The organism is Photobacterium sp. BZF1, from assembly GCF_014349205.1.
Classification (GTDB): Bacteria; Pseudomonadota; Gammaproteobacteria; order Enterobacterales; family Vibrionaceae; genus Photobacterium.
This window is the reverse complement of record NZ_JACSOF010000040.1, coordinates 16,510-32,420: the sequence shown is the minus strand read 5'-3', so window position 1 is coordinate 32,420 and position 15,911 is coordinate 16,510. Positions and strand designations below refer to the sequence as shown.

Sequence of the window (15,911 nt, the reverse complement as noted above, 5' to 3'; positions counted from 1 at the left end):
GGGATGTAATGATGAAAGTATGTGTAGTGGGTGCAAACGGTGCATTTGGTACTAAGCATCTTGAAGCAATCAAGAATATCGAAGGTGTTGAAGTGACGGCACTTGTTGGCCGTGACCTAGATAAACTCCAGTCAGTAGCCGCTGAATACAATCAGCCTCTGGTTACCGAAGAGTTAGAGCAGGCGCTGGCGCTTGAAGATCTGGATGCGGTGATTTTAGCAACACCAACCCAGATGCACGCCAGCCAGGCTATTCAGTGTTTAGAGGCTGGCAAGCATGTGCTGGTGGAAATTCCGATGGCAGATAATTTGGAAGATTCCCGCCGCTTGGTTGATGTACAGCAGACAACCGGTTTGGTGGCAATGGCTGGTCATACTCGCCGATTTAATCCAAGTCATCAGTGGATCCATAACAAGATCCAAGCCGGCGAACTGAATATCCAACAAATGGATGTCCAAACTTACTTCTTCCGCCGTACCAATACCAATGCCAAGGGTGAGCCACGTAGCTGGACGGATCATCTGCTTTGGCACCATGCCTGCCACACTGTTGATCTGTTCCAGTACCAGACCGGTGAAGTCGCTTCGAAAGTCACCGCGTTACAAGGGCCTATCCATCCTGAGCTTGGTATTGCGATGGATATGAGCATTGGTATGAAAGTGCCGTCAGGCGCTATTTGTACTTTGTCCTTGTCTTTCAACAATGATGGCCCATTCGGTACGTTCTTCCGCTACATCTGCGACGAAGGCACTTTCATCGCCCGTTACGATGATCTGTTTGATGGCCGTGAGAATCCAATTGATTTGAGCGACGTTGCAGTATCGAACAATGGTATTGAGCTGATTGACCGTGAATTCTTTGCGGCCATCCGCGAAAAACGCGAACCGAATTCAAGTGTTCGCCAATGCTTGAGCGCAATGGAAACCTTAGACCGCATTGAACAAGAACTGGAAAGTGACTGGTCACGGGGGCATGCATGCGCAGGATAGGGCAGTTGGATACCGCGCCGGTTGCGCTTGGGTGTATGAACCTCTCCCATGCATACGGCCAGCCTCCGACGGAGAAGCAGGGGATAAAGCTGCTCAACCAAGCGCTGGATCTCGGCTATAACATGCTAGATACAGCCATGTTGTACGGTGCTGGGGCCAATGAAGAGTTGTTGGTCAAAGCGGTAGGTCATCGCCGTTCTGAGTTTTTGCTGGCGTCAAAAGGTGGCATGTTCATCGGTGATAATGGCAAGAAGCAAATTGATGGCCGCCCAGCATCACTGCGTCAGCACTGTGAGCAGAGTTTGTCCCGGCTAAAAACCGATGTGATCGATCTGTATTACCTCCACCGCTGGGATAAGTCCGTGCCCATCGAGGACAGTGTCGGTGAACTATCGCGTCTGGTCGAAGAAGGGAAAATTCGCGAAATCGGTTTATCGGAAGTGTCGGCTGATACGCTGCGCAAAGCTGATGAGGTTTACCCCATAGCGGCGGTGCAGTCAGAGTATTCGCTATGGAGCCGCAATCCCGAGATTGCATTGCTTGATGCATGTAATGACATTGGCGTTACCTTTGTCGCATTCAGCCCTCTAGGGCGGGGGGCGTTGACAGGGTGTATCCGTGACCCGGAACTGTTTGAAGGTAATGATATCCGCCGGGCGATGCCGCGTTTCTCTTCGGAATATTACCCAGATAATTTGAAGTTAATTGACCAGTTGTTTGAGGTTGCTGAGCAGGTAAGTTTGCAGGGAGAGCCCTCACGGCAAATCTCGTTGGCCCAATTGTCTTTAGCTTGGGTATTAGCCAAGCAACCAGACAGCATTGTTTTGCCAGGAACCACAAATCGCGCTCACTTGGTTGAGAATTGGCATGCTGCAGATTTTGAGTTATCCGCTGAGGTCGTTGAACAGTTGGATAAGATCATTAATCAGCAAACGGTAAAAGGTCCTAGATACAACAGCGTGGTTCAGCTGGAAATTGATACAGAAGAATTTTAGTTCAATCGAGGTGTGTTGCTAGACGTGAACTGATTTGTAATAGGCGATAAGTCATGTTCTGTCCTTGCCCGAGGCTATGCCTCGGGCTTTTTTTATTTGTTGCATAAATGTGTGTAAATTATTCTGAGTTTTACTGGGTGTAAGTATTGAATAAACGCTATTGTTAGGGCGCTAAATTAAATGTGAGCCAGCATCAATTTATCAATAAAACACCAAAATTAATCCAAAGTAAATTTTTACGTTTATTTGTATAACATAATGAAAAATAAAGATTAAGTTTACGTGTTTTAAACAGCTTATACCTAATTTGAATGCCCTATGCGCTATATCAATTTCTGGGGATAAATTTCCACTGTTAGTATCAAACGTATGTTAACAGGAGGTAAACGGTTGTGAATATTATAAAGTCATTAGTCATAGCGCTTTCGCTAGCAACTGCGGGCACAGTGAGTGCAAAAACAATCAACATCACCATTGGTCACGTCGATGCTCAAGAGTGGACAACATCCAAAAAGGGGGCTGCCACTCAGGTGTTCAAAAACTTGGTTGAGGCAGAATCCGGCGGCAGGATGAAGGTCAACATCTACCCTGCGGGTCAGTTGGGTTCAGAAACCGAGTTGGTGCAGTCTACCCAGGAAGGAATGGTTACAATGAGCTTGGTATCGGGTGCTTTTGCCAAGGTCTGTAAAGAAGCTTCGGTATTGGAAATCCCATACCTGTTCCCTTCATCACCGGTTGCCTGGAAAGTGCTAGATGGTGAGTTCGGCCAGAGCTTGAGTGAGCACTGCCTGCAGCAAACAGGTCTGCGTACTCTTTCTTATGGTGAAACAGGTTTCCGCCACTTCACCAACTCCAAGCGTCCTATCCATTCACCGGAAGATCTGAAAGGTCTGAAAATTCGTGTCATGACGCTGCCTCTATACATCGAGATGATGAAATCACTGGGTGCTGAAGCGACACCAATCGCTTTCCCTGAAGTACCTACAGCACTGACAACCGGTGTTATCGATGGTCAGGAAAACCCAGTTAGCGTTATTACCCTGAGCAAATTCTACGAATTCCAGAAATACATCACCCTTGATGGTCATGTTTACAGCACTGACTTCCTGCTAATCAATGAAGACTTCTACTCATCATTGAGCCCAGCAGACAAAGAAATCATTGACCGTGCCGGTAAAGTGGCTGGTACCGTTGGCCGAGCTATCCAGCAGGTTAACTCTGCACAAGGTTTGGAGATTCTGGCCAAGAATGGCATGGAAATCACCTCACTGTCCCAGGAAGAGCTGGAAAAATTCCGTTCAGCTGCGCAACCACAGATTGTGGAATGGCTGAAGAAGCAGGTTGATCCTAAGTGGGTAGTGAAAGTACAGGACTCTGTTAACGCAGCGAGTCAGGTTCAGTAAGTGGTTTTAGCCGGCATGGATAAACATGCCGGCTCTTCCACCTAAAGCAATATCAAGGATGTGTATGATGGTCTTCTATAAAAAACTACTGTCAGTGCTAGCGGCCTTGTCGTTATTTATTCTTTTTAGTGTCATGCTGGCTGCCAGTATTAGCCGTTACTTTTTAGATAGCCCAATCCTATGGAGTGAGGAAGTGGCCAAATACTCCATGATATACGGTGTTATGTTTGGCATGATCCTCTGCTATTTAGAGGGCCTTCATATAAAGTTTTCGGTGCTTGACAGTTTTTTATCGAAAAAAAGTTTGGATAGGTTAAATATCCTGACGGACATAGCAGTATTGGCAAGTGGTGTATTGATTACTTGGTCTGGCTATTTATTTGTAATTCGTCGTGGTTCAATTACCTCGCCAGGTACTGGCTTAAGTATGTATTTCTTCCAATCAGCCATTGTTATTGGTGGAGCAGGCTTAACCATTGCTGCAATCATGAAGTTAGCTAGCTATATTCAATTGCGCCGCTATGAATTAAGTACGCTTACCAGCAAATAAAAGATAAATAAATATAAGGAAGTAACATGTTATCTTTAGCATTTCTATCCAGTATGCTAATACTGGGTATACCGCTCGTGTTCGGTATTATTCTGTCAATAACGTTATTTATTTCTGATACCCCTATTTCTTTAAGCCTTATCGGGCAACGTATTTTTGGTGGGTTGGACTCATTTTCAATCCTTGCGATTCCGCTTTTTGTATTGGCGGGTGAGCTAATGAACAAAAGTGGCATCACCAAACGAATTATCACTTTTGCCAACGCACTGGTTGGTACGTTTAAAGGTGGTCTGGCGCAGGTCAATATTTGGTCATCGGTTATGTTTGCAGGGCTTTCAGGTTCTGCAGTAGCAGATACTTCCGCACTGGGTCGGGTATTTATCCCCGAAATGGAGAAGGAAGGTTATTCCAAGTCCTTCTCATCGGCATTGACTGCAGCCTCATCGGTCATTGGCCCGATGATCCCACCGAGTATTCCAGTGATTATCTATGCTCTGATTGCTAGTGGTGTATCAGTTCCGGGGCTTTTCTTAGCAGGTATTGTTCCTGGCATTCTCTCTGCAATTTGTTTGTCGGCATATGTGTATTACTACGCGACGAAGCACAATATCAAAAACACAGCAGTTGTGACGGGGCGTTTCAAGGCGTTTGTAAATGCAATCATTCCGTTGACCATGCCGGTACTGATCCTGGGCTCTATCCTGATGGGGATTGTGACACCGACTGAAGCGGCTGCCTTCGCGGCTTTCTATGCCCTAACTATTGGTATGTTTGTCTTCAAGACATTGAAGATTAAAGATTTACCAGAAATCTTCATCACCTCCATGCGCGATTCGTCAATTGTGTTGATCTTGATTGCAGTCGTATCGGTAGCAAACTGGCTACTGACTTTCTCGCAAGTGCCGCAAATGATCAGCCAGCAGGTACTGGATAACATTACCAATCCGATTGTATTCCTGCTGTTGGTTAACTTGATCTTGCTATGCATTGGCCTGTTCCTTGAAGGTATCGCGGCTATGCTGATCCTTATTCCTATCCTTCATCCTATTGCGATGAGCTTTGGTATCGATCCAATCCACTTTGGCATCATCGTCATTTTCAACTTGATGATTGGCTTGATCACGCCGCCAATGGGGATGTGTCTGTTTGTAGCTAACTCAATCTCGAAAGTCGGTATTGCTGCTATTTCTCGCCAGGTTATGCCGTTATTCATCATTGAGGTGTTTGTACTGATGTTCATTACTTTCGTACCTAGCTCAGTGACGATATTGCCAAGGCTATTTGGATACTAGGTTATTTGGGTATTGAGTTGTTTGGGGTCTGTAAGGGATAAGCAACATGTCGGTATTTGAAATTCTAGCGCCAATTATTCTGATGATCACAGTTGGCTACTTTACGATCAGTATTGGCGCTTTTTCCAAGAATTTCGTCACAGAATGCAGCAAGTTTGTCATGTATTTGGCGCTACCGGCACTGATTGTGATTAACGTTAGCACCATAGATCTTTCTCAGGCCATCAGCCTTAACTATCTCTTGGTGTATGGTTCAACAGGGTTGGCGGCAATGGCCTTTGGTTTTGTCGCTAGCCGAGCGCTGTTAAACAACAATCACCAGCGTTCAGCGATGAACAGTTTGGGTTGTGCCCTATCAAACAGTGCGTTTGTTGGTATCCCGGTTGTTATCCAAGTTTTTGAGGATACGACGGCACAAGCGTTTGTCATGTGCTTTTTGATTGAGAATATCCTGCTGATCCCGTTGGCCTTCATGATTATAGAGGTGACCAATAATCGATCAGGGCAAAGTAAAAAACAAATTTACCTGAAATCAGTTAGCAAATTAATCAAGAACCCATTAATTATTGCGGTAACTATTGGCCTTGCTCTTAATATTTCAGGATTAGTACTTCCGGGAGTGATTGACGTTACGCTGGCTATGGTCTCCAAAGCATCAATGGCATTAGCCTTATTTGTTATTGGTGGCTCATTAGTAGGAGCAACATTACATGCAAATATCAGTCGTTCAATATTGGTATGCAGCACGAAGTTAGTCTTCTGTCCAATAATTGCGCTGTTGCTTACTATGATTTTTCCGTTGGAAAAAGAGCTTCAAATGGCGGTAGTACTTTTCTCAGCGATGCCAATGCTCAGTATTTATCCTGTTATCGGTGGTCAATATGACGACGGCGTGTTTTGTTCCAGTACCTTACTGATAACAACCGTATTATCAGGGGTGACACTTTCCGTCATTCTTTATGCAAATCAACTCGCTATGAGTGTTTAACAATAATTCGTCAAGCTTCTGTATTAAAAGTGGCTGTGCACGATAGAAATAAATGTGAATCAAGAGGCAAGTGATGACAAAATTAAAAATAGCTGTGGCAGGAGCCGGGCTAATTGGTAAAACACACCTGAAATTAATCAATGAGAGCAATGAGTGTGAATTAACTGCAATCGTTGACCCTTCTCCGCAAGCTGCAGAACTCGCTCAACAATATAATGTTCCGCTATTTGCAAGCTTGAATGCGTTATTCGATGAAGCTAAGCCTGATGGCATTATCTTGGCAACGCCTAATAAACTGCATGCTGAGCAGGCGATGCAATGTGTCAATGAAGGGGTTCCGGCCATTGTTGAAAAACCGGTAACTCAAACAATTGAAGAAGGCTTTGCTCTTTTCAAAGAAGCGGAAAAGCACGGCAGTAAGATTCTGGTTGGCCATCACCGAGCGTATAGCCCGATTTTGGAAACTGCCAAGCAGGTGATTGAGAGTGAGCGATTCGGTAATCCAGTTGCAGCGATTGGCAGTGCGATTTTCTACAAGCCTGATTTCTATTTCGATGAAGGGCCATGGCGCACGCAAAAGGGTGGTGGGCCAATTTTGATCAATATGATCCATGAAATCGGAAACCTGCGCTACTTGCTTGGGGAAATCGTCGGCGTTCAAGCGATGAGCTCGAATGTGAACCGCCAGTTTGAGGTTGAAGATACCACCGTTATGACCATGCATTTCGCAAGTGGTGCCCTGGGTACCTTTGTGTTATCGGACACCGCTTGTAGTGGCCGGAGTTGGGAGCAAACGTCACTGGAGAACAAGTCTTACGCAAGTTACGGCGATGAAGATTGTTATCACATAGCAGGAACCAATGGTTCTTTATCTATTCCTACGATGCGTATGAAGTTCCACGATGGTAATGAAGAGAAATCATGGTGGAAGCCATTGGCACTCGATACGGTTGAGCTAGAACGAGAAGACCCGCTTGCACTGCAACTGACGCATTTCTGCGCATTGATCCGTGGTGAGGCTGAGCCAAGGGTCAGCATTAAAGACGGCTTGCAGAACTTGTTGGTGATCGACGCGATTGTCGAAGCCAGTGAAAGCAAAAACTATGTAGAGGTGCGACAGGTCGCCTAACACTGCGTCGGGCAGACTATCACGTATTCATTGAAAGGAAGTAATGATGAAATATTCTATCGCAACGGTGAGTCTCTCTGGAACCTTGCCGCAGAAGTTTGAAGCCGCTGCCAAGGCAGGCTTTGATGGTGTTGAGATCTTCGAAAATGACCTGACGCAGTGCCGCTATAGCCCTGCTCAAGTCAAGCGTATGGCGGATGATTTCGGGCTAAGCATTGTTGCCCTCCAGCCAATGCGTGATATGGAAGGGATGCCCGAACCGTTACGCCAACAAAAGATCAATATGCTGCAGAAGAAGTTCGAAGTTGCCCATGAGCTGGGCACAAGCCGTATCTTGATGTGCAGTAATGTACAGTCCTATGCGTCTGCAGATAGAAGCCAGTGCGCCAGTGACTTGCATACTTTTGCTGAGCTTGCACAGCGTGAAGAGATTAAATTGGGTTATGAAGCCTTGGCTTGGGGACGGCATATTGCCGATTATTATGATGCGTGGGATTTGGTCAAACGGGCTGATCACCCTAACATGGGGATTATCCTCGATACCTTCCACATGTTCGCCCGGGGCAATACCTTGGATGTCCTTAAGAATGAAATCACGACAGATAAAATAGCAATGGTACAGGTGGCTGATGCGCCGAAGATCCATATGGATATTCTGCAATACAGTCGCCACTTTCGTTGCTTCCCAGGGCAGGGCGACTTACCAGTGATTGAGTTCCTGCAAGTGCTCAAAGATAAAGGTTTTGATGATTACTTGTCCCATGAAATTTTTAATGATGAGTTCCGTGCTTCGTCACCACTGGAGAAGTCGGTTGATGGCATCCGGTCTTTAAAATGGCTTGAAGATCAGGTGGGCACTGAGGAAAAACCTGCAACCCCTGCGCCTGATATCAAAGACATTGGCTTTATTGAATTTTCTATTACCGATGAATCTGACAACTCTTTCTATAACTTGCTTGCTTCACTCGGGTTTAGGAAAACCCATGTGCACAAGTCGAAGAATGTCGTTCTGATGAACAAAGGCGAAATTAATATTGTGCTCAATGGCGAGAAAAACAGTAGTGCCCATGAGTACCTCAAGCGTCATGGCGAGTCTGTCTGTGCGATTGGATTGATTTCAGAAGATAGCCAGCGCAGTTTGGCATTGGCAAGTCGTTACCACTGCGACATTATCCATAACCAAAGGCTCAATGATGAGTTGAGCATTCCAGCAGTTGTTGGGGCAGGAGATAGCCTTGTGTACTTCTTGGATGAGAAAGCACAGCGTAATTTCTATGACTATGACTTCGAACCGGTTCTTAGCCAAGTGTCCGAAGACGATGGTAACCTATTGCGCATTGACCATATCGGTCAAACGGTGCCGAACACCGATATGCTTTCGATGGCGTTTTTCTATCGTTCCATTTTTGGTTTCAAACCTGAGCAAAGCTTTGACTTGCCAGATATCAATGGCCTGATCACCAGTAAAACGGTCACAAGCAGCAACAATAATGTCAAAATTGTGCTCAATACCACCACAGCATCAGACACCGCCACCCAGCAGTTTTTGACAAAATCAAACGGTGCCTCGGTCAATCAGATAGCATTAGAATGCCGTGATATATTTAAAGCGGCAGAGTCGTTGGATAATGAATTCCAGCTGCCGATCCCAGATAACTATTATCGTGACATTGAAGCTAAATATGGGCTTGATGAGCAATTAATAGAAAACCTTCAGCAAAATAATATTATGTATGACCGCAGTGAAGATGGAGAGTTTTTCCATTTTTACACCAAAGAAGTCAATGGTATTTTCTTTGAGGTGCTTCAACGAGTGGGTGAGTATAAAAAATACGGTGAGGATAACGCCTTTATTCGCTTGTCTGCTCAGGCTGCGACTAGAAAACCTGAGTAAATATAGAGTGTAATGCTGTTTATGTTAGGCCACCTTAACGGTGGCCTTTAAATTTACTGAAAAGACTACAGTCTAAATATAAAAAAGCTATCGCAGATACGATGGCTAAATGTTTTTTATTGATTCACTTAGCAAGTTTCAACTATATACTGGATAGCAAGTTCATACCCCTTTAATCCCATACCAATAATAGTGCCCTTAGCAACAGGGGAGATATAAGAATGATGACGGAAAGTTTCTCTTGCGTGAACGTTTGAAATGTGGACCTCGATCACCGGGACATCGACACTTTTGATTGCATCATACAAGGCTATGGATGTATGGGTATAGGCGCCAGGGTTGAAGGCAATTCCTAGGATCTCCCCTTGCTTAAAGCGTTCTCCAGCTTCATGGATAGCGTCAATCAAGACGCCCTCATGGTTCGATTGGCGAAAATCAATGGTATGATCAAACTTATTGGCCGCAGCAATACAGCGCTCTTTCAAATCGTTAATTGTTTCACTTCCATATTGGGTTGGTTCACGGGTACCCAATAAATTAAGGTTTGGTCCATTCAATACCATAATAGTCGACATAATTTCCTCTTTTTTTGAAGGCGTAGTAATGATTTATTATGGGAAATACAGTGAAACATTACGCCTGTTACGATCACAAATTATCAATGACCAGTATTGTTTTTTGAGAACGAATATAATTATTTGATATGAACCTACACCGTCTTCCCTGGAAAATTGAGCCTTAATAAGGCGTTCTTGATTCTGACAATACCCAGCTATAGCTAAAAGTAATAGCTTCCAACGATTATCAATTACAGAAAGTGGTAAATATTATTTATTATTATTTTAAATCAATTGGCGCAGGTGCAATCGCACTACTTGAAAACGATAAGGACATCCATCATGACAAAAAAGACCGCTTTAGTTATTAGTGCACATTCAGCAGATTTCGTTTGGCGTTGTGGTGGTGCAATTGCGCTCCATCAGAAATTAGGTTATGAAGTGACAATTGCTTGCTTGTCTTATGGTGAGCGAGGCGAGTCGGCAAAACTATGGAAACAAGAGGGTATGACGATGGATTTAGTCAAAAATATCCGTCGAGAAGAAGCCCAAGCTGCTGCTGCAGCACTCAACGCTCATGATATTCGTTTTTTTGATTTTGGCGACTACCCACTGGAAATAGATACAGATGGTAAATACCAGTTGGTTGATCTTATCCGCGAAATTCAACCTGAGTTTATGATGAGCCACTCTAAGTGGGATCCATATAACACTGATCATATGTATGCGACTGAAATAGCATTACAGTGTCGGATGATCGCACAAGCATGGGGTCATAAACCGGGTGAAAAAGTACTTGGCGCTCCTCAGTTATACTTGTTCGAGCCGCACCAGAGTGAACAAATGGAATGGAAACCCAATACATTTTTGGATATTTCCGAGGTTTGGGAGCAGAAAAAAGCCGCAATCGAGTGCATGCAGGGGCAGGAACACCTTTGGAAGTTTTACGAGAATTTGGCAGAAAACAGAGGTAATCATTTCCGCCGTAACTCTGGTGGCCAGGCAAGCGGTCGTAACTGTCTCCATGCCGAAGGTTTTCAGGCTGTGTTCCCGCGTTGTGTGGATTCACTGTAACAGCATTTTCAGTAAACCAATAAGGAAGCCCGCAAGTATTCGCTTGCGGGCTTTTTTGCTTTTCATGCAACAGATAAAAAATATAAAACATCTAAATTAAAATCTGGTTTGACTTAAAGCTGAAAGTTTTATAACACCTTATAAAAACTAAACAAAAATACACTTTAAATAATTCATCAGTAAATTATTATGCCCCTAAACGTGACGACGCCTTCGTTTTCATTATTTGGAGTTAGGCTGATGCTTGAAGAGTTCAAGACAAGGCTAGAGTTAGTATGGCTTTGCATGAAAATAGGCGCTGCCGTGTTCTTCATGGTATGGCTGGTTACCGGTAATTGGGACAAGCTATTAGATATCTTTGCTTAACCAGGTGCGGTTAGCACTTTGATCCATTACTGCCACTGTTTGGATATCTCTTCTCTGAGGTGATGGTGATTTGAACAAAATATGGCGAATACTGAGGCCTAGCTCAGTGACTTCACTCGCCTGCATTTTGCTAACGACCAGTAATTTGACAACGAACAGTATTGAACATTAACAGAAAATAAAAATGAAAAAAATGGCACTCACTGCATTGCTACTTGCGCTACCAGTTACAGCAATGGCTGACGAGTCTTGCGGCAACTTCATGGCAGCAAAAAAAACAGATAACGAAGCGCGTGTTCTGGATTCATACAAGGACGGCATTCGCGACCTACGCGGCTTGGAACAGCCTGCGGTGATGAAACAATTTGAGAACGCTGATCTTGCTCAAAAGAAAGTGTGGGTTGAGCGGGCTTACAGCAAGTGCAAACGCCGTGGCGCAGGAGAAGACCTAGCCAATGTAATCACTGATATTCAATAATTCAGGCATCGCCCCTTTTATATTGGAAGGGGCGCAAAACTCCAGCCTATTCGAAAATGCATAGTAAGATGTCATTCCGAACCAATAATCTTGAGTTATTAAGTTCTTCTGTTAGTTTTTAAATACAGCCATGTCTATCAATGCATATCGAATTAATTCTGTTTTTCTATTTTACAACCGTTAATAAATTATCAATATAGACAGAAGCTTATCAAGTGAAATGTTTTTAAGTAATTGATTTATAGGGCTTAAGTTAAGGCTGTTGGCATGAAAAAAAATATCTGACTGTAACACTAAGGAATGTAATGCTTTTTTTCGTGTTTACACCTTTTCCGATTATTTGTACGCATATTTTTGTTTTAAATTCGTACTTAGTACTTTATATTTGCCGCACGACGGTACTGATTGTGGCTGTGATGGCGAAAGATCCAGCCTCATATTGCGGGGCCCTTAGTCGAGGCGTTTTTACCTTAAATGCGTACTAATTACGTTTAAATGAGTGTGTATCTGGAGAGTAGTATGAATACAAAACCTTTTTTCCCATCAAAGTCTATTGTCGGGACTATGGTCTGTATTGCATTGGTCGGTTGTGGTAGTTCAAGTTCTGATTCACCAGAACACACCCCTGCACCAGTGACAGGGGAAAGCCGAACTGTTTCATTGTCTGTTGTAACGGAAAATGTCATGGCTTTTGATGGAGAGTTAGCATTGCAACAAGATAGCTCTTCAACCATGCATACGCTTGAAACTCAAGGATATGAGATTTGTATTGATGATGATTCAAACTTGAACACACCAGAGGCAGGCTGTGACACTGTCATTGAAGGCTTCAATCTATTTAATGATGTGCTGTCACTGGATATTACAGGTAGTGCGAGCATCAGTATTTATCATCCAGGTAAGTCAACTCGCGTTAGTTATACCGTCGATGGCTATACCGAGATCTCTGAAGATGAATCAAAGATGCTGATTAATATGGTCAACACGCAGTGGTCGATGGTTAAGCTAAAAGACTCTGATGACATTGTGCAGGCCGAAATTGATGGAGTTAACCTTGAGAAGAGCTCCAATAGCGGTTTTTACACAGTGTATATCAATAAAGAAAGTGTCATGACGGTTGATACGTACACTTACAGTGGTTTGTCAGTAGAGATTCCTCAGTTAGGTGATTTTAAGTCAAATTACATTTATGACTATGTGTTGGATTTCAACGAAAACGGCGACTTGATTATCACTCCTCCAAATTTTGAAGAGGGTGAGCCGATAGAGATCCCAGCACCGGACCATGTTATTGACCCAACACAAGTAACAGGTGCAGACGTTATTTTGAATGATGATGGTAGCGCGACATTAGAAGTCTTTCGCGAAACCGGGAACATCTATGAGTGGTACAACGAAGGCCAAACATTCAGTTCAATAGCGTCGATTGATGTGACGTTCAGTGATGGGAACGTGTTAGACGGTTTGAACCTATACATGAATATTTACCTACAAAATGGTGAAGGCCGAAAAGCTGATAAAGTACGACTCGATTTGTATGGCGGTAAATACCATATCCAAGGTGGAGAAACTTTTGACTCCCTAGAGGCTGCGCAAGCTATTTATGGTGATTGGACTATCAGTGCCTATCTTGATGCGTCAATTAACCCAGTGAAGGGCGCCAACTTTATCACAAGGATCAAGAACCATAACGGTAGCCAGTTGACGGTCACAAGCTATGAAGTGAAGTTTAAGTAATCACTTAACCACAATAGAGGGGGCTCGATATCACAAGGATACGAGCCCTTTTGAGAATAGGGGAAACCTGCACTATTTGTTCAAACCTAGCAACCCTGTCATGGTTAAGCCGAAAAGGTGCTGGAGCAAGGCTAAGCCGTCTTCCTTGGGCAATTTATGTTGAATGATATTTTGTAGCCCTTTCGCACCGAGTGCGCCTTGCCCTTTGTCTTCATGCTTGGAGGCATGCATCATGAACATTTTCATTATCATCCTGAATTCCTTGGACTCGAGCGATGCCGACCAGGATTCAATCAAAACCTCTTTAGACTCGAACGAAAGGTGGTCCATGATGATCGGAAGTACTTTTCCATCCATGGCGATAGCAAAGTCCTGGTTGGAAGGGTAGTAGCCCTGCAAGGTGCTTTTGCGAAGCCCGGTTTCTTTGCTTAACCTGTCATACGTGACATGGTCCCATCCTTCGTTGAGAAAGATGTGTAAAATTATCGCATTGTATTTGGCGAGGTTCTCCTGCCACTTCTCTTTAGTAATACGGGCCATTGCATATCTCCCAATGATCTATGTACCAACAATATCATAATACGTATCAAGAACGATATTTTTCTTATCAAGTTATTGATATTGCAGAAAATAGCTCTGTTCAATGCTGATGAGATTTGATTCTTTTTAAGACTTTTTATGGCAGACTTGCACAATCTCCTCATGAAAACAGGCTTAAGGAAAAGGATGAAACGTATTTTAGTGACTGGCGCGACCAGTGGAATAGGGTATGAGCTGGTAAAAACGTTAACCGGAAAAGGACACAGTGTTGTTGCTACGGGGCGCAATCAGGCTAAGTTGGACGATCTGAGTGAGCAAACTGGCTGCTTGACGATCAAAGCTGATCTGAGTGAAGCATATCAAGCTCTGGAGCTATTTGAAGAAGCGGTTCAACAACTTGATGGACTAGATGTATTGATAAACAACGCCGGTATGAACTCACGCAAATGCGGTATCGACGAGTTTACTCTGGAAGAGTTTGACTACCAGTATGCGGTGAACCTGCGTGCTCCTGCTGTGTTAAGTCGTGAAGCCTTGAAAGTGATGAAGCCTGCCAAGAGTGGTCAAATCATCAATGTACTAAGCACGGTTGCCAAGCGCTCGAATGAAACCATGAGCGTCTACACCGCCATGAAACAAGGGTTGGCAGGGTTCAGTGCTATTTTGATGAAAGAGGCACAACCGCATGGCATTAAGGTAACCTCCTTGTTCCCTGGTGGTGCCGATACCAATTTTAGGGAAGTTGACCGCCCGCAGTATATGCATCCAAAAAGTGTTGCCGAGACGATTGCCATGCTGCTTGAACTGCCGCAGGACGTTGTGATGCATGAGATGGTGTTCAGGCCACCGGTCGAAATTGAATAAAATAGCGGGAATGACATAAAACACTCTGCTATCACGAATAAAAAGGCTTAAGAGGGTTTTATATTATTTGTAATAAGCCTGCAGGGTTAACTGCAGGCATTTATAGGTAAATGACTTATTATTATTCTATTTTGCAAAAGGAACCTGTAGCTCAGTTAAAAACTCTTCAGGGTTATCTGTTTCATGTATATCTATCAGATAAATCTCTATTGCTGGCCCTGTCATGGTTAGGTTATGAGTCCGCAGGTATTGCTTGATTCTATCGTAATGATATTGGATTTTTCCCATATCATTATGGCCCCAGAAAGACAGGCAAGCATATTCACCTGCAGGTAGCGTGTGATCCCCTTGCTCATTTAAGATGAAGCAGTCGTTATAGGTACTGTAATTGCCAGCAAGAAAGTCTTTGTGGCAAATTCGGGCACCATAGAGACCTAAATTCACTGTACTATTTTGTTTGCAATTGACTTCGCTTTCAATTTCGCGGTGGACACGGTCAATATCCCAAAATGAGTGGACTTTCTTGGTTCGCAGCCATGCCTTTCTCTCAGCAATATATTGCTCGGTAATATGCATGTCGCTGGAGTGAGAGGTTGCGGCTTTCAATGCTGTTTTTCGTGCCAGGATCTCACTTCTTACTCGTTCGAGCTCTTGCTCCTTTTTAAATATAGTTTCAAGCTGGAGATCAATGAATGCAATACTTTTATCTATACTTCGTTCGATGAGGTAATCCGCAATATCATTTAATCCTATTCCAAGAAAGCGTAAGTCACGGATAACGTTTAGCTGCCAAACTTGTCGGTTAGAATAATAGCGGTAGCCGTTATCTTTGATCACTTCAGGTTGAAGTATTCCGATCTTTTCATAATGCCTAAGCGTATCGACACTAATATCATATAACTTACTAATTTGACCAATTCGATATAACTTCATGATGATTAATCCATTTATATGAAAGTTGCTTGGCATCAACTATTGCAGTTAATAGATAATGCGAAGATAAAGTGTCAAATCCATCTCTCACATATTAAATAGAAAAATATCCATATTCATCA

General features: G+C 43.6%; 16 protein-coding genes. 13 read left to right on the top strand and 3 right to left on the bottom strand.

Annotation, left to right across the window (positions count from 1 at the left end; genetic code table 11):
• The first annotated feature begins 11 nt into the window (after positions 1-11).
• The 8 genes from BIZ37_RS11050 to BIZ37_RS11015 all read left to right on the top strand — a co-directional run bounded on the left by BIZ37_RS11050 (position 12) and on the right by BIZ37_RS11015 (position 9,240).
• Positions 12-989: a Gfo/Idh/MocA family oxidoreductase gene (locus BIZ37_RS11050; RefSeq protein ID WP_187461566.1), complete on the top strand. Its 978-nt coding sequence runs from the start codon at positions 12-14 to the stop codon at positions 987-989.
• On the top strand, positions 977-1,984 hold the full coding sequence (locus tag BIZ37_RS11045; RefSeq protein WP_222939642.1) for an aldo/keto reductase: 1,008 nt from the start codon (positions 977-979) through the stop codon (positions 1,982-1,984). Before BIZ37_RS11050 ends, BIZ37_RS11045 begins: the two co-directional genes overlap by 13 nt.
• A gap of 392 nt (positions 1,985-2,376) precedes the next feature.
• Entirely contained in the window at positions 2,377-3,387 is a 1,011-nt protein-coding gene (locus BIZ37_RS11040) for a DctP family TRAP transporter solute-binding subunit (RefSeq protein ID WP_187461550.1), read from the top strand.
• A 64-nt stretch (positions 3,388-3,451) separates the two neighbouring features.
• A complete protein-coding gene (locus BIZ37_RS11035; RefSeq protein WP_187461549.1) occupies positions 3,452-3,937 on the top strand; it encodes a TRAP transporter small permease in 486 nt (161 codons plus the stop codon).
• 26 nt (positions 3,938-3,963) lie between these two features.
• Positions 3,964-5,229 (top strand): TRAP transporter large permease, encoded by a 1,266-nt coding sequence (locus tag BIZ37_RS11030; protein WP_187461548.1) that lies wholly within the window; start codon positions 3,964-3,966, stop codon positions 5,227-5,229.
• A gap of 46 nt (positions 5,230-5,275) precedes the next feature.
• Positions 5,276-6,217, top strand: a complete 942-nt coding sequence (locus tag BIZ37_RS11025) for an AEC family transporter (RefSeq protein ID WP_187461547.1) — start codon at positions 5,276-5,278, stop codon at positions 6,215-6,217.
• 73 nt (positions 6,218-6,290) lie between these two features.
• The gene (locus BIZ37_RS11020; RefSeq protein ID WP_187461546.1) at positions 6,291-7,346 is read left to right on the top strand and encodes a Gfo/Idh/MocA family protein; all 1,056 of its coding nucleotides are present in this window, start codon (positions 6,291-6,293) and stop codon (positions 7,344-7,346) included.
• A gap of 43 nt (positions 7,347-7,389) precedes the next feature.
• Positions 7,390-9,240: a bifunctional sugar phosphate isomerase/epimerase/4-hydroxyphenylpyruvate dioxygenase family protein gene (locus tag BIZ37_RS11015; protein ID WP_255526736.1), complete on the top strand. Its 1,851-nt coding sequence runs from the start codon at positions 7,390-7,392 to the stop codon at positions 9,238-9,240.
• 128 nt (positions 9,241-9,368) lie between these two features.
• Here BIZ37_RS11015 and aroQ read toward each other — a convergent pair whose 3' ends face one another.
• The gene (gene aroQ / locus BIZ37_RS11010) at positions 9,369-9,815 is read right to left on the bottom strand and encodes a type II 3-dehydroquinate dehydratase (RefSeq protein WP_187461545.1); all 447 of its coding nucleotides are present in this window, start codon (positions 9,813-9,815) and stop codon (positions 9,369-9,371) included.
• 324 nt (positions 9,816-10,139) lie between these two features.
• On the opposite strand from aroQ, the gene BIZ37_RS11005 reads away from it, so the two are divergent.
• From BIZ37_RS11005 to BIZ37_RS10995, 4 genes are all read left to right on the top strand, one after another.
• The gene (locus BIZ37_RS11005) at positions 10,140-10,871 is read left to right on the top strand and encodes a PIG-L deacetylase family protein (protein WP_187461544.1); all 732 of its coding nucleotides are present in this window, start codon (positions 10,140-10,142) and stop codon (positions 10,869-10,871) included.
• Between the two features lie 240 nt (positions 10,872-11,111).
• Positions 11,112-11,237 (top strand): hypothetical protein, encoded by a 126-nt coding sequence (locus BIZ37_RS30445; RefSeq protein ID WP_255526735.1) that lies wholly within the window; start codon positions 11,112-11,114, stop codon positions 11,235-11,237.
• 184 nt (positions 11,238-11,421) lie between these two features.
• Complete coding sequence (locus BIZ37_RS11000; RefSeq protein WP_187461543.1) at positions 11,422-11,715, top strand: hypothetical protein; 294 nt, start codon at positions 11,422-11,424, stop codon at positions 11,713-11,715.
• Positions 11,716-12,234: 519 nt separating this feature from the next.
• The gene (locus tag BIZ37_RS10995) at positions 12,235-13,452 is read left to right on the top strand and encodes a hypothetical protein (RefSeq protein WP_187461542.1); all 1,218 of its coding nucleotides are present in this window, start codon (positions 12,235-12,237) and stop codon (positions 13,450-13,452) included.
• Between the two features lie 72 nt (positions 13,453-13,524).
• On the opposite strand, the gene BIZ37_RS10990 is transcribed toward BIZ37_RS10995, so the two are convergent.
• Positions 13,525-13,992: a hypothetical protein gene (locus BIZ37_RS10990; RefSeq protein ID WP_187461541.1), complete on the bottom strand. Its 468-nt coding sequence runs from the start codon at positions 13,990-13,992 to the stop codon at positions 13,525-13,527.
• A gap of 186 nt (positions 13,993-14,178) precedes the next feature.
• Here BIZ37_RS10990 and BIZ37_RS10985 point away from each other — a divergent pair, with 186 nt between their 5' ends.
• Entirely contained in the window at positions 14,179-14,856 is a 678-nt protein-coding gene (locus BIZ37_RS10985; RefSeq protein ID WP_187461540.1) for an SDR family oxidoreductase, read from the top strand.
• A 126-nt stretch (positions 14,857-14,982) separates the two neighbouring features.
• Here the strand turns inward: BIZ37_RS10985 and BIZ37_RS10980 are convergent, their stop codons facing one another.
• The gene (locus BIZ37_RS10980; RefSeq protein WP_187461539.1) at positions 14,983-15,789 is read right to left on the bottom strand and encodes a MerR family transcriptional regulator; all 807 of its coding nucleotides are present in this window, start codon (positions 15,787-15,789) and stop codon (positions 14,983-14,985) included.
• Between the last annotated feature and the right edge of the window lie 122 nt (positions 15,790-15,911).